Here is a 16,361-nt window from a genome sequence, read left to right as displayed (position 1 = left end):
GCGGGGTGGAGCAGCCCGGTAGCTCGTCAGGCTCATAACCTGAAGGCCGCAGGTTCAAATCCTGCCCCCGCAACCAAAAAATAAAATCTCCCGAAATCTCCCGAAAAATATCTCGAGCCTCAACCCTCAATCCAGCCAAGCAAGAGCGATCCTGGCGTTCTAAACCGAAAACGTCAAAAAAACACCGCTTGCTAAATCTTTGTTACAAAAGGTCAGATCGCTGCGCTGAAACCAGATGCGGATACGTGTGATGGATCTGCGTGAGCGGTGTGTATTGATCTGTTGCACAAGAGGCTTCAGTCAGCTGTCCGACGCCGTTACCAGCACTGCCCGCGCATTTAAGTTCTCAGCGTTTCCCGGCGACCGAAGTCAGGACCGCCATTTCTAGGAAGCCTACAATGCGCTGGACTTCAGGCAGACCCCAAACAAATCCCCCTCCATACGTACAAAAGCAATCCCGGCGCTTTCAAAAGCAAAACGCAACTGTGCCTCGGTTGCCCGGTGCACATCATGGCGGTCGCCCTCATAGTCGCGAATGGTGCTGCGCGACACACCGGAACGATCCGCAAGTTCCATTTGCGTCCAGTCCAGATAACCGCGTGCTGCACGACACAAAGCCGGCGTCAATATCTTGCAGTGGTCGCCTTGACCCATCGTTTAAAGCTGCCCATATTGGTCAATATCTCTCATATATGGCATTTTTGATTCGCCGACCAGTGTTGCTTTTGCAATACTCAATTGGTTGGATCTAAACCGCGGAAAAGGAAACACGATATTGGGATAACGTCGGGGCCAATCATTCTTACCATTCTTCTGGCCTTGCCCTTCGTCGGAAGCCTGCTGTCTGCTGCACTGCTGAACAGTTCATCACGAAGCCTGCCCTCATTTATCGCAGCGCTCGTGGCTCTTGGATGTCTGGCGGCCTCGATCTCCGCCTATCCGGCTATTGCCGAGGGTGAGATCCTGCGGGCCAAGCTGGAATGGCTTCCGCAATTCGGCCTCGAGTTTGCCTTGCGAATGGACGGTTTTGCCTGGCTGTTCAGTGTTATGATCAGTGGTATCGGCTTTCTCGTCGTTGTTTACGCCCGATACTATATGTCCGAGGACGATCCCGTCCCGCGGTTCTTCTCCTTCCTGCTGGCCTTCATGGGGGCGATGCTCGGCATCGTCATTTCCGGCAATGTCATTTTGCTTTCGGTCTTCTGGGAGCTGACGAGCATCTTCTCCTTCCTGCTGATCAGCTACTGGCACAACAGTGCGGCAGCGCGCGACGGTGCCCGCATGTCGTTGACGATTACCGGCATTGGCGGCTTCTGCCTCCTGATTGGCGTTCTTCTGCTCGGCAATATCGTCGGCAGCTATGATCTCGACAAAATCCTGGCTTCGGGCGACGTGATCCGCAATCATCCGCTGTACCTGATGGCGCTGATCTTCATCTTGCTAGGTGCCTTGACCAAGAGTGCCCAGTTTCCCTTCCATTTCTGGCTGCCCAATGCGATGGCAGCGCCGACGCCGGTTTCCGCCTTCCTGCATTCGGCGACGATGGTGAAGGCCGGCGTTTTCCTGCTCGCGCGCTTCTGGCCAGCTCTCGCCGGCAGCTATGAATGGTTCATATTGTTGGGGACGGCCGGTATCATCACCCTGCTGCTCGGCGCCTATTTCGCCATGTTCCAGCAGGATCTGAAGGGTCTTCTTGCCTATTCGACGATCAGTCATCTCGGCCTGATCACGACACTTCTCAGCCTTGGTAGTCCGCTGGCGACGGTGGCGGCAATCTTCCACATGGTCAACCACGCGACATTCAAGGCGTCGCTGTTCATGGCGGCCGGTATCATCGATCATGAAACAGGCACGCGTGATATGCGGCGGCTGAGTGGTCTTTACAGATTTCTGCCGTTTACCGCGACATTGGCAATGGTTGCGAGCGCCGCTATGGCCGGCGTGCCGCTGCTGAATGGTTTCCTTTCCAAGGAAATGTTCTTTGCCGAGGCGGTGGAAACACATGCAGATTCCGTTCTCGATCGGATTCTGCCCTATGTCGCGACCTTGGCAGGCGCCTTCAGCGTTGCCTATTCACTGCGCTTCATTCACACGGTGTTTTTCGGTAAACCGCCGGTGGATCTGCCGAAGCCGGCACCGCACGAACCACCACGATGGATGCGTTTTCCGATCGAGATCCTGGTCGTCATCTGCCTGATTGTCGGCATTGCGCCGTCGCTTTCGATCGGTCCTTTCCTGCATGTGGCCGTGACCAGCGTGCTTGGCGATGCTACGCCAGAATACAGTCTGTCGATCTGGCACGGTTTTAATTTGCCGCTGATCATGAGCATGGTGGCGCTGGTTGCGGGCGCGATGATCTATTTCGTCCTTCGCCGGTATCTTGCTTCCTGTGCAGATGGTCCGCCTGTGTTTCGACGGTTGCGCGGGCAGCGCATCTTCGAGCGCATTCTGGTGGAAGTATCATGGCGCTGGGCGCGTTTGGCAGAGCAGCGACTGGGCACGCGAAAACTGCAGCCGCAATTACGTTGGGTTGTGTTTACCGGGTTTTTGGCTGGCATGCTGCCGCTCACTCTGTCTGGTTTCGAGCCCCGCCCCTTCGCCTTCTCCGGAGTAGATCCGATGTTCGCCGTGATATGGGCAATCGGTATCTGCCTGGCCATCGGTACGGCTTTTCTTGCAAAATATCACCGGCTGGCAGCATTGGTTCTGCTCGGCGGTGTGGGGCTCACCGTCTGCATCACCTTCGTCTGGCTGTCTGCGCCCGATCTTGCCGTTACCCAGCTTCTCGTGGAAATAGTCACCACGGTTCTCATCCTGCTCGGCCTGCGATGGCTGCCGAAACGAAATGAGGGTGTCGACGACGCGATCAGTTTGCGCGCCAGGTTTCGCCGTTTCCGAGATCTGGCGCTCGCCATCGTCTGCGGCATCGGCATGACATTCGTATCCTATGCGGTCATGACCATGCCGGTCCCGGATGCGATTGCCACCTACTTCCTCGAGAACGCCTACAGTCAGGGTGGCGGGCGTAATGTCGTCAATGTCATCCTGGTCGATTTCCGCGGGTTTGACACGCTCGGTGAGATCGCCGTTCTCGGCATCGTTGCGCTGACCGTCTATGCGCTTTTGCGCCGTTTCCGGCCCGCTGCCGACACCATGACTATGCCGGAACAACAGTTGATTCAAAACCGTTTTGACGAGGAGCGGCCCGAGCGTTCGGCTGGTGACACCGTCCGCGAATATCTTCTGGTTCCGTCGGTTATCATGCAATGGATGTTCCCGGTTCTGATCACCTTTGCTGTCTACATTTTCATGCGTGGACATGATCTTCCTGGCGGTGGTTTTTCGGCCGGCCTTACCCTGTCGATCGCTTTCCTGCTGCAATATCTTGCCGGCGGCACGCGTTGGGCGGAAGATCGCATCCGCATCCTGCCGTTGCGCTGGATGGGTGCGGGCTTGCTGACGGCGATGGTGACCGGTATCGGTGCGTGGTTCCTCGGTTATCCGTTTCTCACCTCGCATTCGCGCTATGTCGAACTGCCGCTGATCGGAAAGATGCCGACGGCAACGGCGCTGTTCTTCGATCTGGGCGTGTTCCTGCTCGTGGTCGGATCAACGGTCCTCATCCTCGTCGCTCTGGCGCACCAGTCGATCCGGATCAATCGCCTGCGGCCCAACGACGCTGAAAAGGCGAAGGGAGGGGAGGCCTGATGGAAATCATCCTGTCCATCGCCATCGGCGTCATGACCACATGCGGGGTATGGCTGCTTCTGCGCCCGCGTACCTATCAGGTCATCATCGGGCTTTCGATGCTGTCCTATGCGGTCAACCTTTTCATCTTCGGTGTTGGCGGTGTGAAGACCAATGTACCGCCTTTGCTGGGTGATGATGTAGTGACGTCGACACTCGCCGATCCGGTTCCGCAGGCGCTCGTGCTGACAGCTATTGTCATCGGTTTTGCCACGACCGCACTGTTCCTCGTCGTGCTTCTGGCCTCGCGTGGTCTGACCGGCACCGACCATGTCGACGGAAGGGGGGACCGCAAGTGAACGGTTGGGCCCATCATCTCATCATCGCGCCCGTTCTGTTGCCCCTTGCCGCCGCTGCAGTCCTGCTTTTCATCGATGAACGCAGCCGCATGACCAAGGGTCTCGTCAGCTCTGCTGCGGCATTGCTGCTGGTCGTCGTTTCCTTCGTTCTGTTCCGTATCGAAAGCGGACCAAACGATTTTGAAGGCGTCTATCTGCTTGGCAACTGGATGGCGCCGTTTGGCATCGTTCTCGTGCTCGATGCCCTGTCGGCGCTGATGCTGCTTCTGACCTCGCTGCTCGGTCTTGCAGCCCTGGTTTATTCACTGGCGCGCTGGCATACGGTGGGCGCGCATTTCCACACGATGTTCCAGTTGTTGCTGATGGGCGTCAACGGTGCGTTCCTGACCGGCGATCTATTCAATCTGTTCGTCTTCTTCGAAGTCATGCTGGCGGCGTCCTACGGTTTGCTCCTGCACGGCTCCGGGCCATTGCGCGTCAAGGCCGGCATGCATTACATCGCCGTCAATCTGGCGGCCGCGCTGCTGTTCCTGATCGGTGTCAGTCTGATCTATGGTACGACCGGCACCCTCAACATGGCGGATTTGGCTGCCCGTATTCCTGATATCGAGCCGGATCGCCGCATGTTGATGGAGGCGGGAGCGGGCGTCCTCGGCATTGCCTTTCTGATCAAGGCGGGCATGTGGCCGCTCTGCTTCTGGCTGCCGACGGCCTATAGTGCCGCATCCGCTCCGGTCGCCGGGGTCTTTGCCATTCTCAGCAAGCTTGGCATCTATGTCATCCTTCGCCTTACCATGCTTCTGTTCGGTGATGGACCGTCCGCCGGCTTCGGTGCCAATGTTCTGCTCTATGGTGGCATTGCCACGCTGGCTTTCGGCATTATTGGCGTACTTGCATCACAGGCACTCGGGCGCCTTGCCGGATTTTCGGTTCTCGTGTCGTCCGGTACATTGCTGATGGTTCTTGGCATCAATGATGGCGCCGTGTCATCGGGTGCGCTTCTCTATCTTGTCAGTTCGACGCTTACGATCGGTGCCTTTTTTATGCTGATCGAACTCGTGGAACGCGGCCAGGATGCGGGCGCAAACGTTTTGGCGGTCACCATGGAAGCTTATGGTGACGCCGACGCGGATGAACCGGAAGAAGGCGATGGCGTGACCATGCCCGGCACGATGGCCATTCTCGGCACCTGTTTTGCCGCCTGCGGCATTCTTTTGGCAGGATTGCCACCGCTTTCCGGTTTCGTGGCAAAGTTCGCCATGCTTTCAGCGATGATGGGGACAGGGGCGATCGGAGTGCCGCCGACAGCGGCGGTATGGACGTTGGTGGTCCTTGTCATCCTGTCGGGGGTTGCCTCGCTGATTGCCATGACGCGTGCGGGTATACGCACATTCTGGGGCTCGATCGAAGGAACCGTGCCGCGTGTTCTGGTCATTGAGATCGTGCCGGTCATGTTTCTGCTGGGGCTGACGCTGCTGCTTACGATTCAGGCCGGCCCGGCCATGCAATACATGGATACCACCATCCGGACCCTTGCCACTCCATCGACTTACATAGATGCAGTCAAGAACGCGACGGTGATCTCCGACTATGACGACAAGCCGAAAACATCGACGGAGGGCGCTGACTGATGCTGCCCTATCCTCTCCTGACCCTTTCGCTCATCCTGATGTGGCTATTGCTTAGCGGCTTTACCCCCGGCCAATTCATTCTGGGCACTCTGGTTGCCGTGTTTGCATCCTGGGCGATGGCATCGCTGCGACCTGATAAACCCAAGATCCGTAAGTGGCACCTCCTGCCCAAACTGGTGACCATTGTCTTTCTCGACATCATCCGTTCCAACCTCGCTGTTGCTTACGTTTTGCTGTTTGGTCGAAAAAGGGGGCAGCGATCCGGATTTCTCGCCATTCCATTGGAAATAGAGGATCGCACCGCGCTGTCTGTGCTTGCTATCATTCTGACCAGCACACCCGGTTCGGCATGGCTGGAATATGATCCGCACGACCGGACAGTTCTATTGCATGTTCTCGATCTTCAGAACGAAGATGAATGGATCGACCTGGTGAAGAACCGGTACGAAAAACTCCTCATGGAGATATTCGCATGAGCGCAATCATCATTTTTACCGCGGTTTCGCTGGCCCAGCTAATGATCGGAGCCGCCATGGCAATTGCGGCACTTCGAATGTTTCGTGGACCACGCGCGCAGGATCGCATTATTGGCCTCGACACGCTTTATGTTAGCGCCATGCTTCTCCTTGTCACATTCGGCATCGGTACCGGCCGTGTCATCTATTTCGAAGCAGCATTGGTCATAGGCATGCTTGGTTTCGTTTCCACGGTGGCTCTTGCCAAATTCCTCATGCGCGGTGAGGTGATAGAATAATGGGTTTTGTTGTCGATATTCCGCTCTGGGGTGCAATTGCCGTCGCCTTTTTCCTCCTGGTGGGTGCGTCGCTGACGCTGATCGGAGCCATTGGGTTTCTGCGCCTGCCAACATTTTATGAGCGCATTCATGCACCGACACTGGGCACGAGCTGGGGCATTGGCGGCATCATGCTTGCGTCGATGATTTATTTCACCCTGTCGTCACAACGCCTTGTCATCCATGAAATCCTTATTGGTATCTTTGTGACGATAACGACGCCGGTTACCCTGATGCTGCTTGCACGCGCGGCGCTACATCGGGATCGCGCCGAAAACGACCTGAATGTTCCCAGCAAGTTCCGAAATGAGCAGGACGATTAAGGCGATCCCTGCCCGTGCCCCTTGAAGCATTCGGCACGGGTTCTATGCTTTTGGGGAAGGTTGATGTCACCCTGATGCGGTGCCGGTTGATTCGCAAATGAATATGGAGCGCCGATGCTGTACGATGTCGCTGTTGTCGGATCAGGCTTTTCCGCCATTGCCGTTACCATCAATCTTTTACGATCCATGCCAGACGGCACTGCCATCGCTGTGGTGGGCGATGATGTCGATTTCGGTCGAGGAACCGCCTACCGTACGGAATTTCATTTGCATCGCCTGAATGTGCCTGCCGCTCGCATGAGCGTCTTTTGTGACGTTCCGGACGACTTTCGCCAGTGGTTGGCGTCAAATGGCAGACCTTCAGATGCGCAAGTCTTTGCCTCGCGCGGTGACTATGGCCTTTACCTGCGTGACCGATTTGCTGCGCTCCTGCGCGAACGGCGTCAGGGTGTGCGGGTTGATTTCCTCAAGTCCAAAGCAAAGGAGTGCATGCGCCGGGCTGGCGATGGTTATTCCTTCCATCTGACGAATGACACAAGGCTGGATGTTAAATCGGTGGTGCTCTGCCTTGGTCTCGGTAATGCCGATCTGCCTGTCGCTGGAGCGGATGCCAGCGATCGTATAGTCGCAAACCCATGGCGACTGAAATGGTTGTCGACAGTCGAGCCGGAGGAAGAGATTTGCATTCTCGGCTCGGGCTTGACCATGATCGATCAGGTTCTTGCCATGCGTGAGCATGGGCACAAGGGACGCATTCACGTTCTCTCACGTCGCGGACTGGTGCCATTGCCGCACGCAACCGATGCACCGCCCGCAATATCGCAAAGATTGCCGGAACACCGCGAGATAAGCGCCATTCTTCGCAGTTTGCGAGATCAAGTCAGGCAAGGTTCTGACTGGCGTGCCGTGATGGATGGTTTGCGACCGCATACACAGGCGTTATGGCAATCTCTCAGAAGGGAGCAACGCTCTCGGTTCCTGCGTCATGGTCTTGCATGGTGGAATATTCATCGTCACCGCTTGGCGCCACCAGTGCGACAGAGATTTGAAGCGTTGCTGGAGGATGGCACTGTCGTCGTTCATGCAGGCTATCTGAAGGTGATGGAGCAGCATGGCGAGCGCGTTCGGATGGCTTTCAGAAAGCGCGGGCGACCGGATATGCAGGAACTCGCGGTTGATCGGGTGATCAATTGTACCGGTATGGAACGGGCAGGGTTGAAACATTCTCCTTTGCTTTTGTCCATGCAGCAGGCTGGAATTTTGCTGCCCGACACACTTGGTCTTGGCATCATTGTTGATGACGGTTCGCAGGTCTGCGATGTTGACGGCAAGGCTCAGCAGGGGCTGTATGCCGTTGGCGCGCTGACGGCCAGCCAATTTTGGGAAATCACCGCTGTTCCGGATATTCGTGTCCAGGCCAAGGACGTTGCCGAACGGGTGGCGGCCGGACGATAACAGGTTCGGGGCGTAAACCTGATACTTTAACGACGTTTCTTTACCGTCGCCGAGGTGTGATCGGCTGTGCAGTTGTATGGGCGGGCGCCGAATGATATGAGCGCCTTACTTCTTTCCTCACCCATTTGTGTCAAGTTTTCCGGTCCATGGATACTCTGAATTCCCCGCCGCTCATCTTTGTCGATGTCGACAATATCGTCACAGGCTGGTCAGAAGGCGCGCAGCGTCTTCTCGGCTATGCGGAGGCGGATATTCTCGGCAAGTCCTATGGCAGCCTCACGGGAGGAGATGACCGTTCGTTCACCGCAGCGGATGGTCGAGCGGTGCAATTGGTGGCGACTTCGGTGCCTGCACCCCACGGCGGCGCCGTCATCACCTTGCGGGCTGCCGACAGGCTGGCCATGCAGGAACAACTGGAGCTCACCCTTGCAAATACCGATGTCATCGGTTCATGGGATTGGGATTTGCAGAATGACAAGGTGATTGCCGACCGGCGTTTCGCCGAGATGTTTGGTGTTGATCCGCGTGCAGCGGCAACCGGCCTGCCACTGGAAGTGTTTGTCTTCAATATTCATGCCGGCGACCGCGATCGTGTTTCCGCTGAAATTGCCCATACCGTTCAGACAGGCGAGGCTTTTCGCAGCGAATATCGGGTCTTCGATGGAGACGGTTCCATCCGCGACGTCGCCGCCCGGGGACGCATTATCTATGACGAGCGCGGCCTGAAGCACCGTTTTCCCGGCATGCTTTTCGACATCACTGCGCGTCGGCATGCGGAACGGGCTGCAGTCCGTTCGGACGGGCGGTATCGATCCTTGTTTCAGACTTTGGATGACGGTTTTTGCGTTATCCAAATGATCTGGGACAAAGATGGAAAACCGGTGGATTACATATTCCTGGAGGTCAACGACGCCTTTGAGAAGCAGACCGGTATTCTCGATGGCGTCGGTCGACGGATGCGCGAGATCGCTCCCGACCACGAGCAACATTGGTTCGATCTGTATGGTCAGGTAGCGAAAACCCAGGAAAAAACGGCATTCGAAAACGCTGCCGAAGCACTCGATAAATATTACGATGTTCAGGCTTTTCCCGTCGATGGCGTGGAATCCGGCAATGTCGCCATCCTTTTCACGGATCGCAGCGAGCAGAAGAAGACGGAAAATGCTTTGCGCGCCAGCGAGGCGGAATTCCGTACCCTATCACAATCCATGCTCAATCATATCTGGATTGCCAGCCCCGACGGTCGGGCAATGTGGTTCAACGACCGTGTGTATGAATATCTGGGTGTTCCGGACGGGTCGCTGACCGACAGCATCCGGCCTTTCGTTCACACGGACGACCTGCCGTCGGCACTGGCTGCTTGGCAGGTCGCGCTTGCTTCGGGCCAGATTCTGCAAACGGAATATCGTGTCCGCCGCAAGGACGGCGTCTATCGTTGGCATGTGGTGCGAGCGGTGCCGGTGCGCGATGCCCGAGGCATTATCCAGCGCTGGATCGGCAGCAATACCGACATTGAGCATTCCAAGCGCAACGAGGAAGCGCTTGCCTCGCTGAATGCGACACTCGAGGAAAAGATCGAGGAGCGCACCCGTGAACTGATAATGTCGCAGAAGGCGCTGCAGCAGGCCCAGAAGATGGAAACCATCGGGCAATTGACCGGTGGCGTGGCGCACGATTTCAACAACCTTCTGCAGGTCGTGGCCGGCAATCTTCAGCTTCTGGCCAAGGATGTGGCCGGCAACGAACGGGCGCAGCGACGTGTCAACAATGCCATGGCGGGTGTTAGCCGTGGCGCGAAGCTCGCCAGTCAGCTTCTGGCCTTCGGGCGCCGGCAGGCGTTGGAACCGAAGGTGATCAATGTCGGCCGTTTCCTCAATGGAATGGAGGATCTGCTGCGCCGTTCTATCGGCGAGTCGGTCGAGGTTGAGGTGATCTCCGCAGGCGGTTTGTGGAACACCTACGCCGACCCCAATCAGGTAGAAAACGCCGTTCTCAATCTCGCCATCAATGCGCGTGACGCCATGCAGGGCACTGGCAAGTTGACGATCGAAGTCGGCAATGCTTCTCTCGATCAGGACTATGCGCGCGCGCATTCCGAGGTCGAACCCGGCCAGTATGTGATGATCGCTGTCACCGATACCGGCTCCGGTATGATGCCTGAAATCATGGAGAAGGTTTTCGAGCCGTTCTTCTCGACCAAACCGGAAGGCAAGGGGACGGGCCTCGGTCTCTCCATGGTTTATGGTTTCGTCAAACAATCAGGCGGCCATGTGAAGATCTACAGTGAAGTCGGCCACGGTACGACCGTTCGTGTTTATCTGCCGCGAGCCGTTGCCGACGAGGACCGGGAGATCGTCATTCACAATGGTCCGATCGTCGGTGGCACCGAAACAGTGCTTGTCGTTGAGGATGACGACGAAGTCCGCGCAACCGTGATCGAAACACTGGCCGATCTCGGTTACCGCGTACTGACTGCGCGCGATGCGCAGGCTGGCCTGACAGTCGTCGAAAGCGGTATCCCGATCGATGTCATCTTTACCGACGTCGTCATGCCAGGACCGCTCAAGAGTAGTGAAATGGCGCGCCGTGCCAAGGAACGGCTGCCGCATCTCGTCGTGTTGTTCACCTCGGGTTATACGGAAAATTCGATCGTGCACGGCGGCAAGCTCGACGCTGGTGTCGAGCTTCTTTCGAAACCGTATACGCGTGAAGCGCTTGCCCGCCGCCTCCGCCATTTGATTGCCAACCAGAAACAGCAGCAATTGGCCGCAGCTCCAAAAGTGGCTGCCGTGTCGGCGCAGGCAGCAAATCCTGCATCTACATATTCGCTCTCGCCGTTAACCGTGCTTCTGGTGGAAGACGACGCTCTGATCCGCATCAACACGGCTGAAATGCTGGCCGAACTTGGGCATCAGGTTCTTGAAGCAGGCACAGCCGGCGAAGCGATGACGGCATTGCAGCGCGGCGGCTTTGATCTTCTTGTCACGGATCTAGGGCTGCCGGATATGAACGGTCATGAGCTGGCCGGCAAGGCGCGGGAGCTTCTTCCTGAAATCGGTATCATCTATGCCACGGGTGATACGTCCGTGCCGGATGATATTCCCGGTGCCGTTATGCTTGGCAAACCCTATGACGAAGCCACATTGAAAGCGGCGGTACTGAAAGCCGTTCGATGACAAAACAAAAAAAACCGGCGCCATAAGGCGCCGGTTTTTTGCTTTCCGGGGGGCTCTCAGCCGCCGACGCCAAATGTCGTCCCTCGCACGGCCCAGGCGGTCATGCGTTTTTCGATCATCGCGAATATCACGTACATGGCTATGCCCATGGCGGCGATCACGACCAGACCGGCAAACACCAGCGATACGCGAAAATTGGCCGAGGCCTGCGTCATCAGGGTGCCGATGCCACGGTTTGATGCCAGCGTTTCCGAAATCACCGAACCGACAAAGGCCAGCGTAATCGAGATCTTCAGCGATGCGAACAGATAGGGCAGCGAACGCGGAATACCGATCTTGCGGACGATGTCGAGCTGATTGGCACCGAGCGAGCGTAACACGTCGCGTAGTTCCGGTTCGATCGTGGCAAGGCCGGTCGCCACATTCACGGCGATCGGGAAGAAGCTCAGCATGAAGGCCGTGAGCACTGCCGGCACGGTGCCGATGCCGAACCAGACGACGAGGATCGGCACGATCGCCACCTTCGGGACGGAGTTGAAGCCGACCAGCATCGGATAGAGGCTGGAATAGGCAAAGCGCGAAGAGCCGACCAGAATGCCGAGCAGGGCGCCAAAAACCACGGCAACGGCGAAGCCGATCACGGTTGTCAGCAGCGTCTGGCTGGAATGAAACCAGATGATGTAGAGATTGTCCCAAAGGGCAATTGCGATCTCGCTCGGGGCGGGTAGCACGAAGGACGGGATCTTTAAGCCGACGCAGGCCGCCTGCCAGATGAAGATCAGCAGAACCGGCAGCAATACGGAGCCGAGACGTTCGAGCTTTGTCATGCCATTGTCTCCGCTGCGGTGGTCTTGATATCAATCGGCAGGCGCTGCGCACGAATTTCGGCGCGAAGCTCCATGACGTTCTCGTTGAATTTTGGATCGATAAAGGTGTGTTCGTCACGCGGGCGGGCGAACTCGGATGTGTCGACTGAGCGGACCACGCGGCCGGGCCGGTTCGACATGACATGCACCTTGTCGGCCAGATAAAGCGCTTCACGCAGATCGTGGGTGACAAGGATGGCGGTGAACTTTCGCTCCAGCCAGATGTTCTGCAGCACATCCCAAAGCTCTTCGCGGGTAAAGGCGTCCAGCGCGCCAAAAGGCTCATCGAGCATTAGCAGGCGTGGCTGGTGGATGAGCGAACGGCACAGCGAGACGCGCTGCTGCATGCCGCCGGAAAGCTGCCAGGGGTAATGGTCGGCAAACGAGTCCAGGCCGACGATACGCAGCAGATCCATGGCGCGCTCGACGAATTCCTTGCGCCTGGCGCGGAACTGGCGGCGTTCGGGACGCACCACTTCCAGCGGCAGCAGCACGTTTTCCAGCGTGGTGCGCCAAGGCAGGAGATTGGGATTCTGGAAGGCCATACCGACGATGCTGACCGGCCCGTCGATTTCTTTCTCGTCGATCAGCACGCTGCCTGTTGTGGCGGGCATCAAGCCCGTCACCAATTTCATCAGCGAGGATTTTCCGCAGCCGGACGGCCCGACGACCGCAGCAAACGAGCCCGCCGCGACCGTCATGTTGAGATCGGAGACCGCCAGCGTCTTTCCATAGGAAAGGCTGACGTTCACCAGTTCCACGAGGTTTTTCATCAAATCTGTCTCTTGTCGTCCGGTCTTGCGAAGCGGTTACTTCGGCGGCATGCGTTCAGAGGCTGGCGGCAGGAATTCGGTCGTGTAGACTTTGTCCGCTGCTGGTGCTGCAACCTTGTAGACTTCGCTATTGGTCTTGATCGTCAGGTCCATGCGGGCCGGATCGACATAACCGAGGCCGTTCTTGTCGAAGGCCGGCGATTTCAGCACACCCTTTTCCATCAGGAAGGCCAGGCGTGCGGTTTCCAGCTTGGTCTCGAACATGGGTTCGATTTCCTGCATCGCGGCCATGCCGGCTGCCGGATCCTTCAGAAGATCGACCGTGCCGGAAATCGTTGCCTTGACGAAACCCTTGATGACGCCGGGGTTCTTGGCAATGTAGTCGGGCATCGCCACCAATACGCTGCCATAGAGGTCGAGGCCGTTATCGGCATAGGACATGACCACGATATCGTCCTGCGGCACGCCGGCTGAAATCAGGTTGAAGACCGAGGTGGAGGAAAAGCCGGAAATCGCTTCTACCTGCCCCTGAACCAACATGGTTTCACGCAGGTTCGGCGCCATCGTCACCCAGTTGATCGAGGCAGGATCGATGCTGTTGGCCTTGGCGAAAGCACCGAACATCATGCGGCTGGAATCCGATTCCGGGGCGCCGATCTTTTTGCCGGCAAGGTCGGCCGGTTTAGTGATTCCCGATTTCTTCAACGCAATGATCGAATTCGGGGTTTTGTCGAACACCTGATAGAAGGCGAGGACGGTACGATCCGGGTTCTCGGCATTGAACTTGATGACCGAATTGACGTCGGTGAAGCCGATGTCATAGGCACCGGCCGCGATCTTCACGACTGTGTCGCCTGAACCATAACCTCGGTCCATAGACACCTTCATGCCATTCTGCTCGAAATATTTGTTCTTGAGTGCAAGACCCCAGATGGCGTGGTTGCCCTGAAGGGTCCAGTCGAGCGAAAATTTGACGGGTTTGAGGTCCTGGGCGGTGCTCATGCTCGCCGAAAAGGCGAGCGCCATCGCCCCGAAGGCGAGCTTCAGGAAGGTCGATTTCATCATGTTCCCCTGGTTCGTAGGTCTTGTTATGCCTACTTTTTGCGGTGCACTCCCACACTTGTCAACCAGTTGAATGACGTAGAAAAAGGCAGATTTACATTCTGCCTGTCAAAAAGGCGTTTTAGCAAATCGGGGTAATTGGGATCAATCTTGCGCTGCCGGCCAGAGGCGCCTGTCGTTGGGCAAATGCGCGAAGGCGCTCCAGTCGCTCAGAGCCTGACGATAACGCTCACGGTAGGCATGTTCGTCTTCGAATTCACCCATCTGTTCGGCCAGTTCCGCACCGATCTCATAATAGGTGTCGAGGTTGCGAAGGTCCGGCACCGGTGTTTCGCTGCGTTCGGCCTCGCCCTGCATCTGCCAGAACAGTTCCTCCAATCGGCGGGCAAGGGCCGGGATATCGCGTAACACGCTGGTTTCCCGCTGCTCCTGCAACGACGACCTGATATCGGCGAGCGCCTGGCGATCGGAAAAGTAAGCGACGGCGCGCTCCACATAATCGTCTGGTGTAGCGCACGCCATCTCGGGAATGCCTGCAGCGGTGATGATGCTGCCACAGAAGCGTGCGGCAAAACTGTTGCCCGGCATGGTCAGGATCGGCAGGCCGGATGTGATGGAATCCGCAGCGGTCGAGTGCGCACCGTAAGGGAACGTATCGAGGAAGAGATCGGCCAGTCCGATACGGGCCAGATGCTTCGGATTCTGTGCTTTCGGCGCAAAGATGATACGGGCGGGATCTATGCCGGCTTTCTCCGCTTCCGCCAAGAGACGCTTGTTGACCTCGTCCTCACCGGCGAGCAGCCACAACAGGCTCCCGGGTGTGTCCTCGAGGATTTTCATCCAGCGTGCAAAGCAATCGGCGGTGATCTTCTGCATGCCGTTGAAGCAGGCGTAAATGAATGCGTTTTCCGGCAGGCCGGCATCCGCGCGAGTGATACCCTCAGCGATTTCACGCTTGCGATCGATCGGCTGGTTGCAGGCAATACGCAGCACCTTTTCCGAATAAAAGATCTCGTCCTCGGGTCTCACGATGAATGGATCAGCGATGATGTACTGATGGAACGGGCTGCCCATCGAACCGGGGTAGCCGCAGAAATTCACAATGACCGGCGCCGGACGATAGGCGAAAATCTTTGTGCGCGCATGTTTGGTATAACCGTTCACGTCGAGCAGGATATCGATATCATCAGCGGCGATCTGCCGGGCCGCATCCTCGTCCGTGAGAGTGGCGATCTCGCGCCAGCAATCGACGGCGGCTTTCATGCGTGTCTGTGTGGCATCGCCCCGCACCGGGTCTCCGCAATAATAGGCGTATATTTCGACACTTTCCTTGTCATGCAGTTCCAGCACTTCGCGAAGCGCAAAACCGACGGCATGGTCGCGCAGATCGGAAGAGACGTAACCGATGCGCAGGCGCTCTACGGTGCCGCTTTTCTGTTTCACTGTCTTGCGGGGAAAAGTGCTGATGTCCGGACGGCCGACCAGTGACTTGTTGTAACGATAAGCCTTGGCCAGCTGGAACATCGGGTCATCGGAATAACAACCCAGTGCCAGTGGCGACATGGAATCCAGCAATTGCCGCTTGGAGACGTGTTCGGACGAGGTGATGATCGGCCATTTGCACTGCCGCTGCCTGAGCGCCGTCCAATGCTGCCCGGCTTCCGTCTTGTCCGGCCGCAGTTCGATCGCCTGCCAGAGTGTCGCTTCCGCATCCTCCAGGAGGTTGGCGTTTTCCATCACGCGGCCCACATGCTGCAGCGCCATCAGGCGGTAGGAAACACGCTCGGCCGTGCTGTCGGAGGTCTGCTCGATGAATTTGCGCCATTGCTGAATGGCCTGCACGGCAAGGCCGGCATCCTCATAGGTGCGACCTAGGTTGATGTGGCCTGCGCCAAAACGGCCGTCCAACGTCACGCAGGTACGCAGTGCATTGATCGCACCGGTCAGGTCTCCAAGCTGGCGCAAGATGACGGAATAGTTGAAGCAGGCAAGGTGCAAAAACGGATTGCCATCGTTAAAGGCTATCCAGGCCTTGTAGATTTCCGCGGCTTCCGCCTTGTGTCCGGCCGCACTTCTCCCCTCCGCCACCCGGAAGAGATCTGCCAGCGTCATCTTCTGGCTGCGCGCGAGTTCGAGAATGTCGGCGAGTGTCGGGGCGGTACTGGCAGCCATGAATGTCGAGGTCCCACTTTCAATCGACCTGACGGCCGGCGATTCAACCACATGCGATAGGTTG

At 57.3% G+C, this 16,361-nt stretch carries 13 protein-coding genes; 8 read left to right on the top strand and 5 right to left on the bottom strand.

Annotated elements, in window-relative coordinates:
* Positions 1–393 precede the first annotated feature (393 nt).
* Positions 394–654 carry a helix-turn-helix domain-containing protein gene (locus tag GAO09_RS18635; RefSeq protein WP_153355750.1) on the bottom strand — a complete coding sequence of 87 codons (261 nt, stop codon included), beginning with the start codon at positions 652–654 and terminating at the stop codon, positions 394–396.
* A gap of 144 nt (positions 655–798) precedes the next feature.
* Here GAO09_RS18635 and GAO09_RS18630 point away from each other — a divergent pair, with 144 nt between their 5' ends.
* The 8 genes from GAO09_RS18630 (at position 799) to GAO09_RS18595 (ending at position 11,424) form a co-directional block, all read left to right on the top strand.
* A complete protein-coding gene (locus tag GAO09_RS18630; protein ID WP_324185513.1) occupies positions 799–3,708 on the top strand; it encodes a monovalent cation/H+ antiporter subunit A in 2,910 nt (969 codons plus the stop codon).
* The gene (locus tag GAO09_RS18625; protein ID WP_153355748.1) at positions 3,708–4,046 is read left to right on the top strand and encodes a Na+/H+ antiporter subunit C; all 339 of its coding nucleotides are present in this window, start codon (positions 3,708–3,710) and stop codon (positions 4,044–4,046) included. The genes GAO09_RS18630 and GAO09_RS18625 overlap by 1 nt, the downstream gene beginning before the upstream one ends.
* Positions 4,043–5,677: a monovalent cation/H+ antiporter subunit D gene (locus tag GAO09_RS18620; RefSeq protein ID WP_324185489.1), complete on the top strand. Its 1,635-nt coding sequence runs from the start codon at positions 4,043–4,045 to the stop codon at positions 5,675–5,677. Before GAO09_RS18625 ends, GAO09_RS18620 begins: the two co-directional genes overlap by 4 nt.
* The gene (locus tag GAO09_RS18615; protein WP_153355746.1) at positions 5,677–6,153 is read left to right on the top strand and encodes a Na+/H+ antiporter subunit E; all 477 of its coding nucleotides are present in this window, start codon (positions 5,677–5,679) and stop codon (positions 6,151–6,153) included. The genes GAO09_RS18620 and GAO09_RS18615 overlap by 1 nt, the downstream gene beginning before the upstream one ends.
* The gene (locus GAO09_RS18610; RefSeq protein WP_153355744.1) at positions 6,150–6,431 is read left to right on the top strand and encodes a K+/H+ antiporter subunit F; all 282 of its coding nucleotides are present in this window, start codon (positions 6,150–6,152) and stop codon (positions 6,429–6,431) included. The genes GAO09_RS18615 and GAO09_RS18610 overlap by 4 nt, the downstream gene beginning before the upstream one ends.
* Complete coding sequence (gene mnhG, locus GAO09_RS18605; protein ID WP_153355742.1) at positions 6,431–6,793, top strand: monovalent cation/H(+) antiporter subunit G; 363 nt, start codon at positions 6,431–6,433, stop codon at positions 6,791–6,793. The genes GAO09_RS18610 and mnhG overlap by 1 nt, the downstream gene beginning before the upstream one ends.
* A 114-nt stretch (positions 6,794–6,907) precedes the next feature.
* Entirely contained in the window at positions 6,908–8,248 is a 1,341-nt protein-coding gene (locus GAO09_RS18600) for an FAD/NAD(P)-binding protein (RefSeq protein ID WP_153355733.1), read from the top strand.
* A 146-nt stretch (positions 8,249–8,394) separates the two neighbouring features.
* On the top strand, positions 8,395–11,424 hold the full coding sequence (locus tag GAO09_RS18595) for a hybrid sensor histidine kinase/response regulator (RefSeq protein WP_153355731.1): 3,030 nt from the start codon (positions 8,395–8,397) through the stop codon (positions 11,422–11,424).
* A gap of 56 nt (positions 11,425–11,480) precedes the next feature.
* Here the strand turns inward: GAO09_RS18595 and GAO09_RS18590 are convergent, their stop codons facing one another.
* The 4 genes from GAO09_RS18590 to GAO09_RS18575 all read right to left on the bottom strand — a co-directional run bounded on the left by GAO09_RS18590 (position 11,481) and on the right by GAO09_RS18575 (position 16,297).
* Positions 11,481–12,251, bottom strand: coding sequence for an ABC transporter permease (locus tag GAO09_RS18590; protein WP_153355729.1), 771 nt, complete (start codon positions 12,249–12,251; stop codon positions 11,481–11,483).
* Complete coding sequence (locus tag GAO09_RS18585) at positions 12,248–13,063, bottom strand: ABC transporter ATP-binding protein (protein WP_153355727.1); 816 nt, start codon at positions 13,061–13,063, stop codon at positions 12,248–12,250. The genes GAO09_RS18590 and GAO09_RS18585 overlap by 4 nt, the downstream gene beginning before the upstream one ends.
* A gap of 36 nt (positions 13,064–13,099) precedes the next feature.
* Positions 13,100–14,125, bottom strand: a complete 1,026-nt coding sequence (locus GAO09_RS18580; RefSeq protein WP_209018755.1) for an ABC transporter substrate-binding protein — start codon at positions 14,123–14,125, stop codon at positions 13,100–13,102.
* A 144-nt stretch (positions 14,126–14,269) separates the two neighbouring features.
* On the bottom strand, positions 14,270–16,297 hold the full coding sequence (locus GAO09_RS18575; RefSeq protein ID WP_153355723.1) for an O-linked N-acetylglucosamine transferase, SPINDLY family protein: 2,028 nt from the start codon (positions 16,295–16,297) through the stop codon (positions 14,270–14,272).
* Positions 16,298–16,361: the final 64 nt, after the last annotated feature.

Origin of the sequence: Endobacterium cereale (assembly GCF_009617585.1) — a bacterium.
Classification (GTDB): Bacteria; Pseudomonadota; Alphaproteobacteria; order Rhizobiales; family Rhizobiaceae; genus Neorhizobium; species Neorhizobium cereale.
This window is presented reverse-complemented; position numbering and strand designations above follow the sequence as displayed.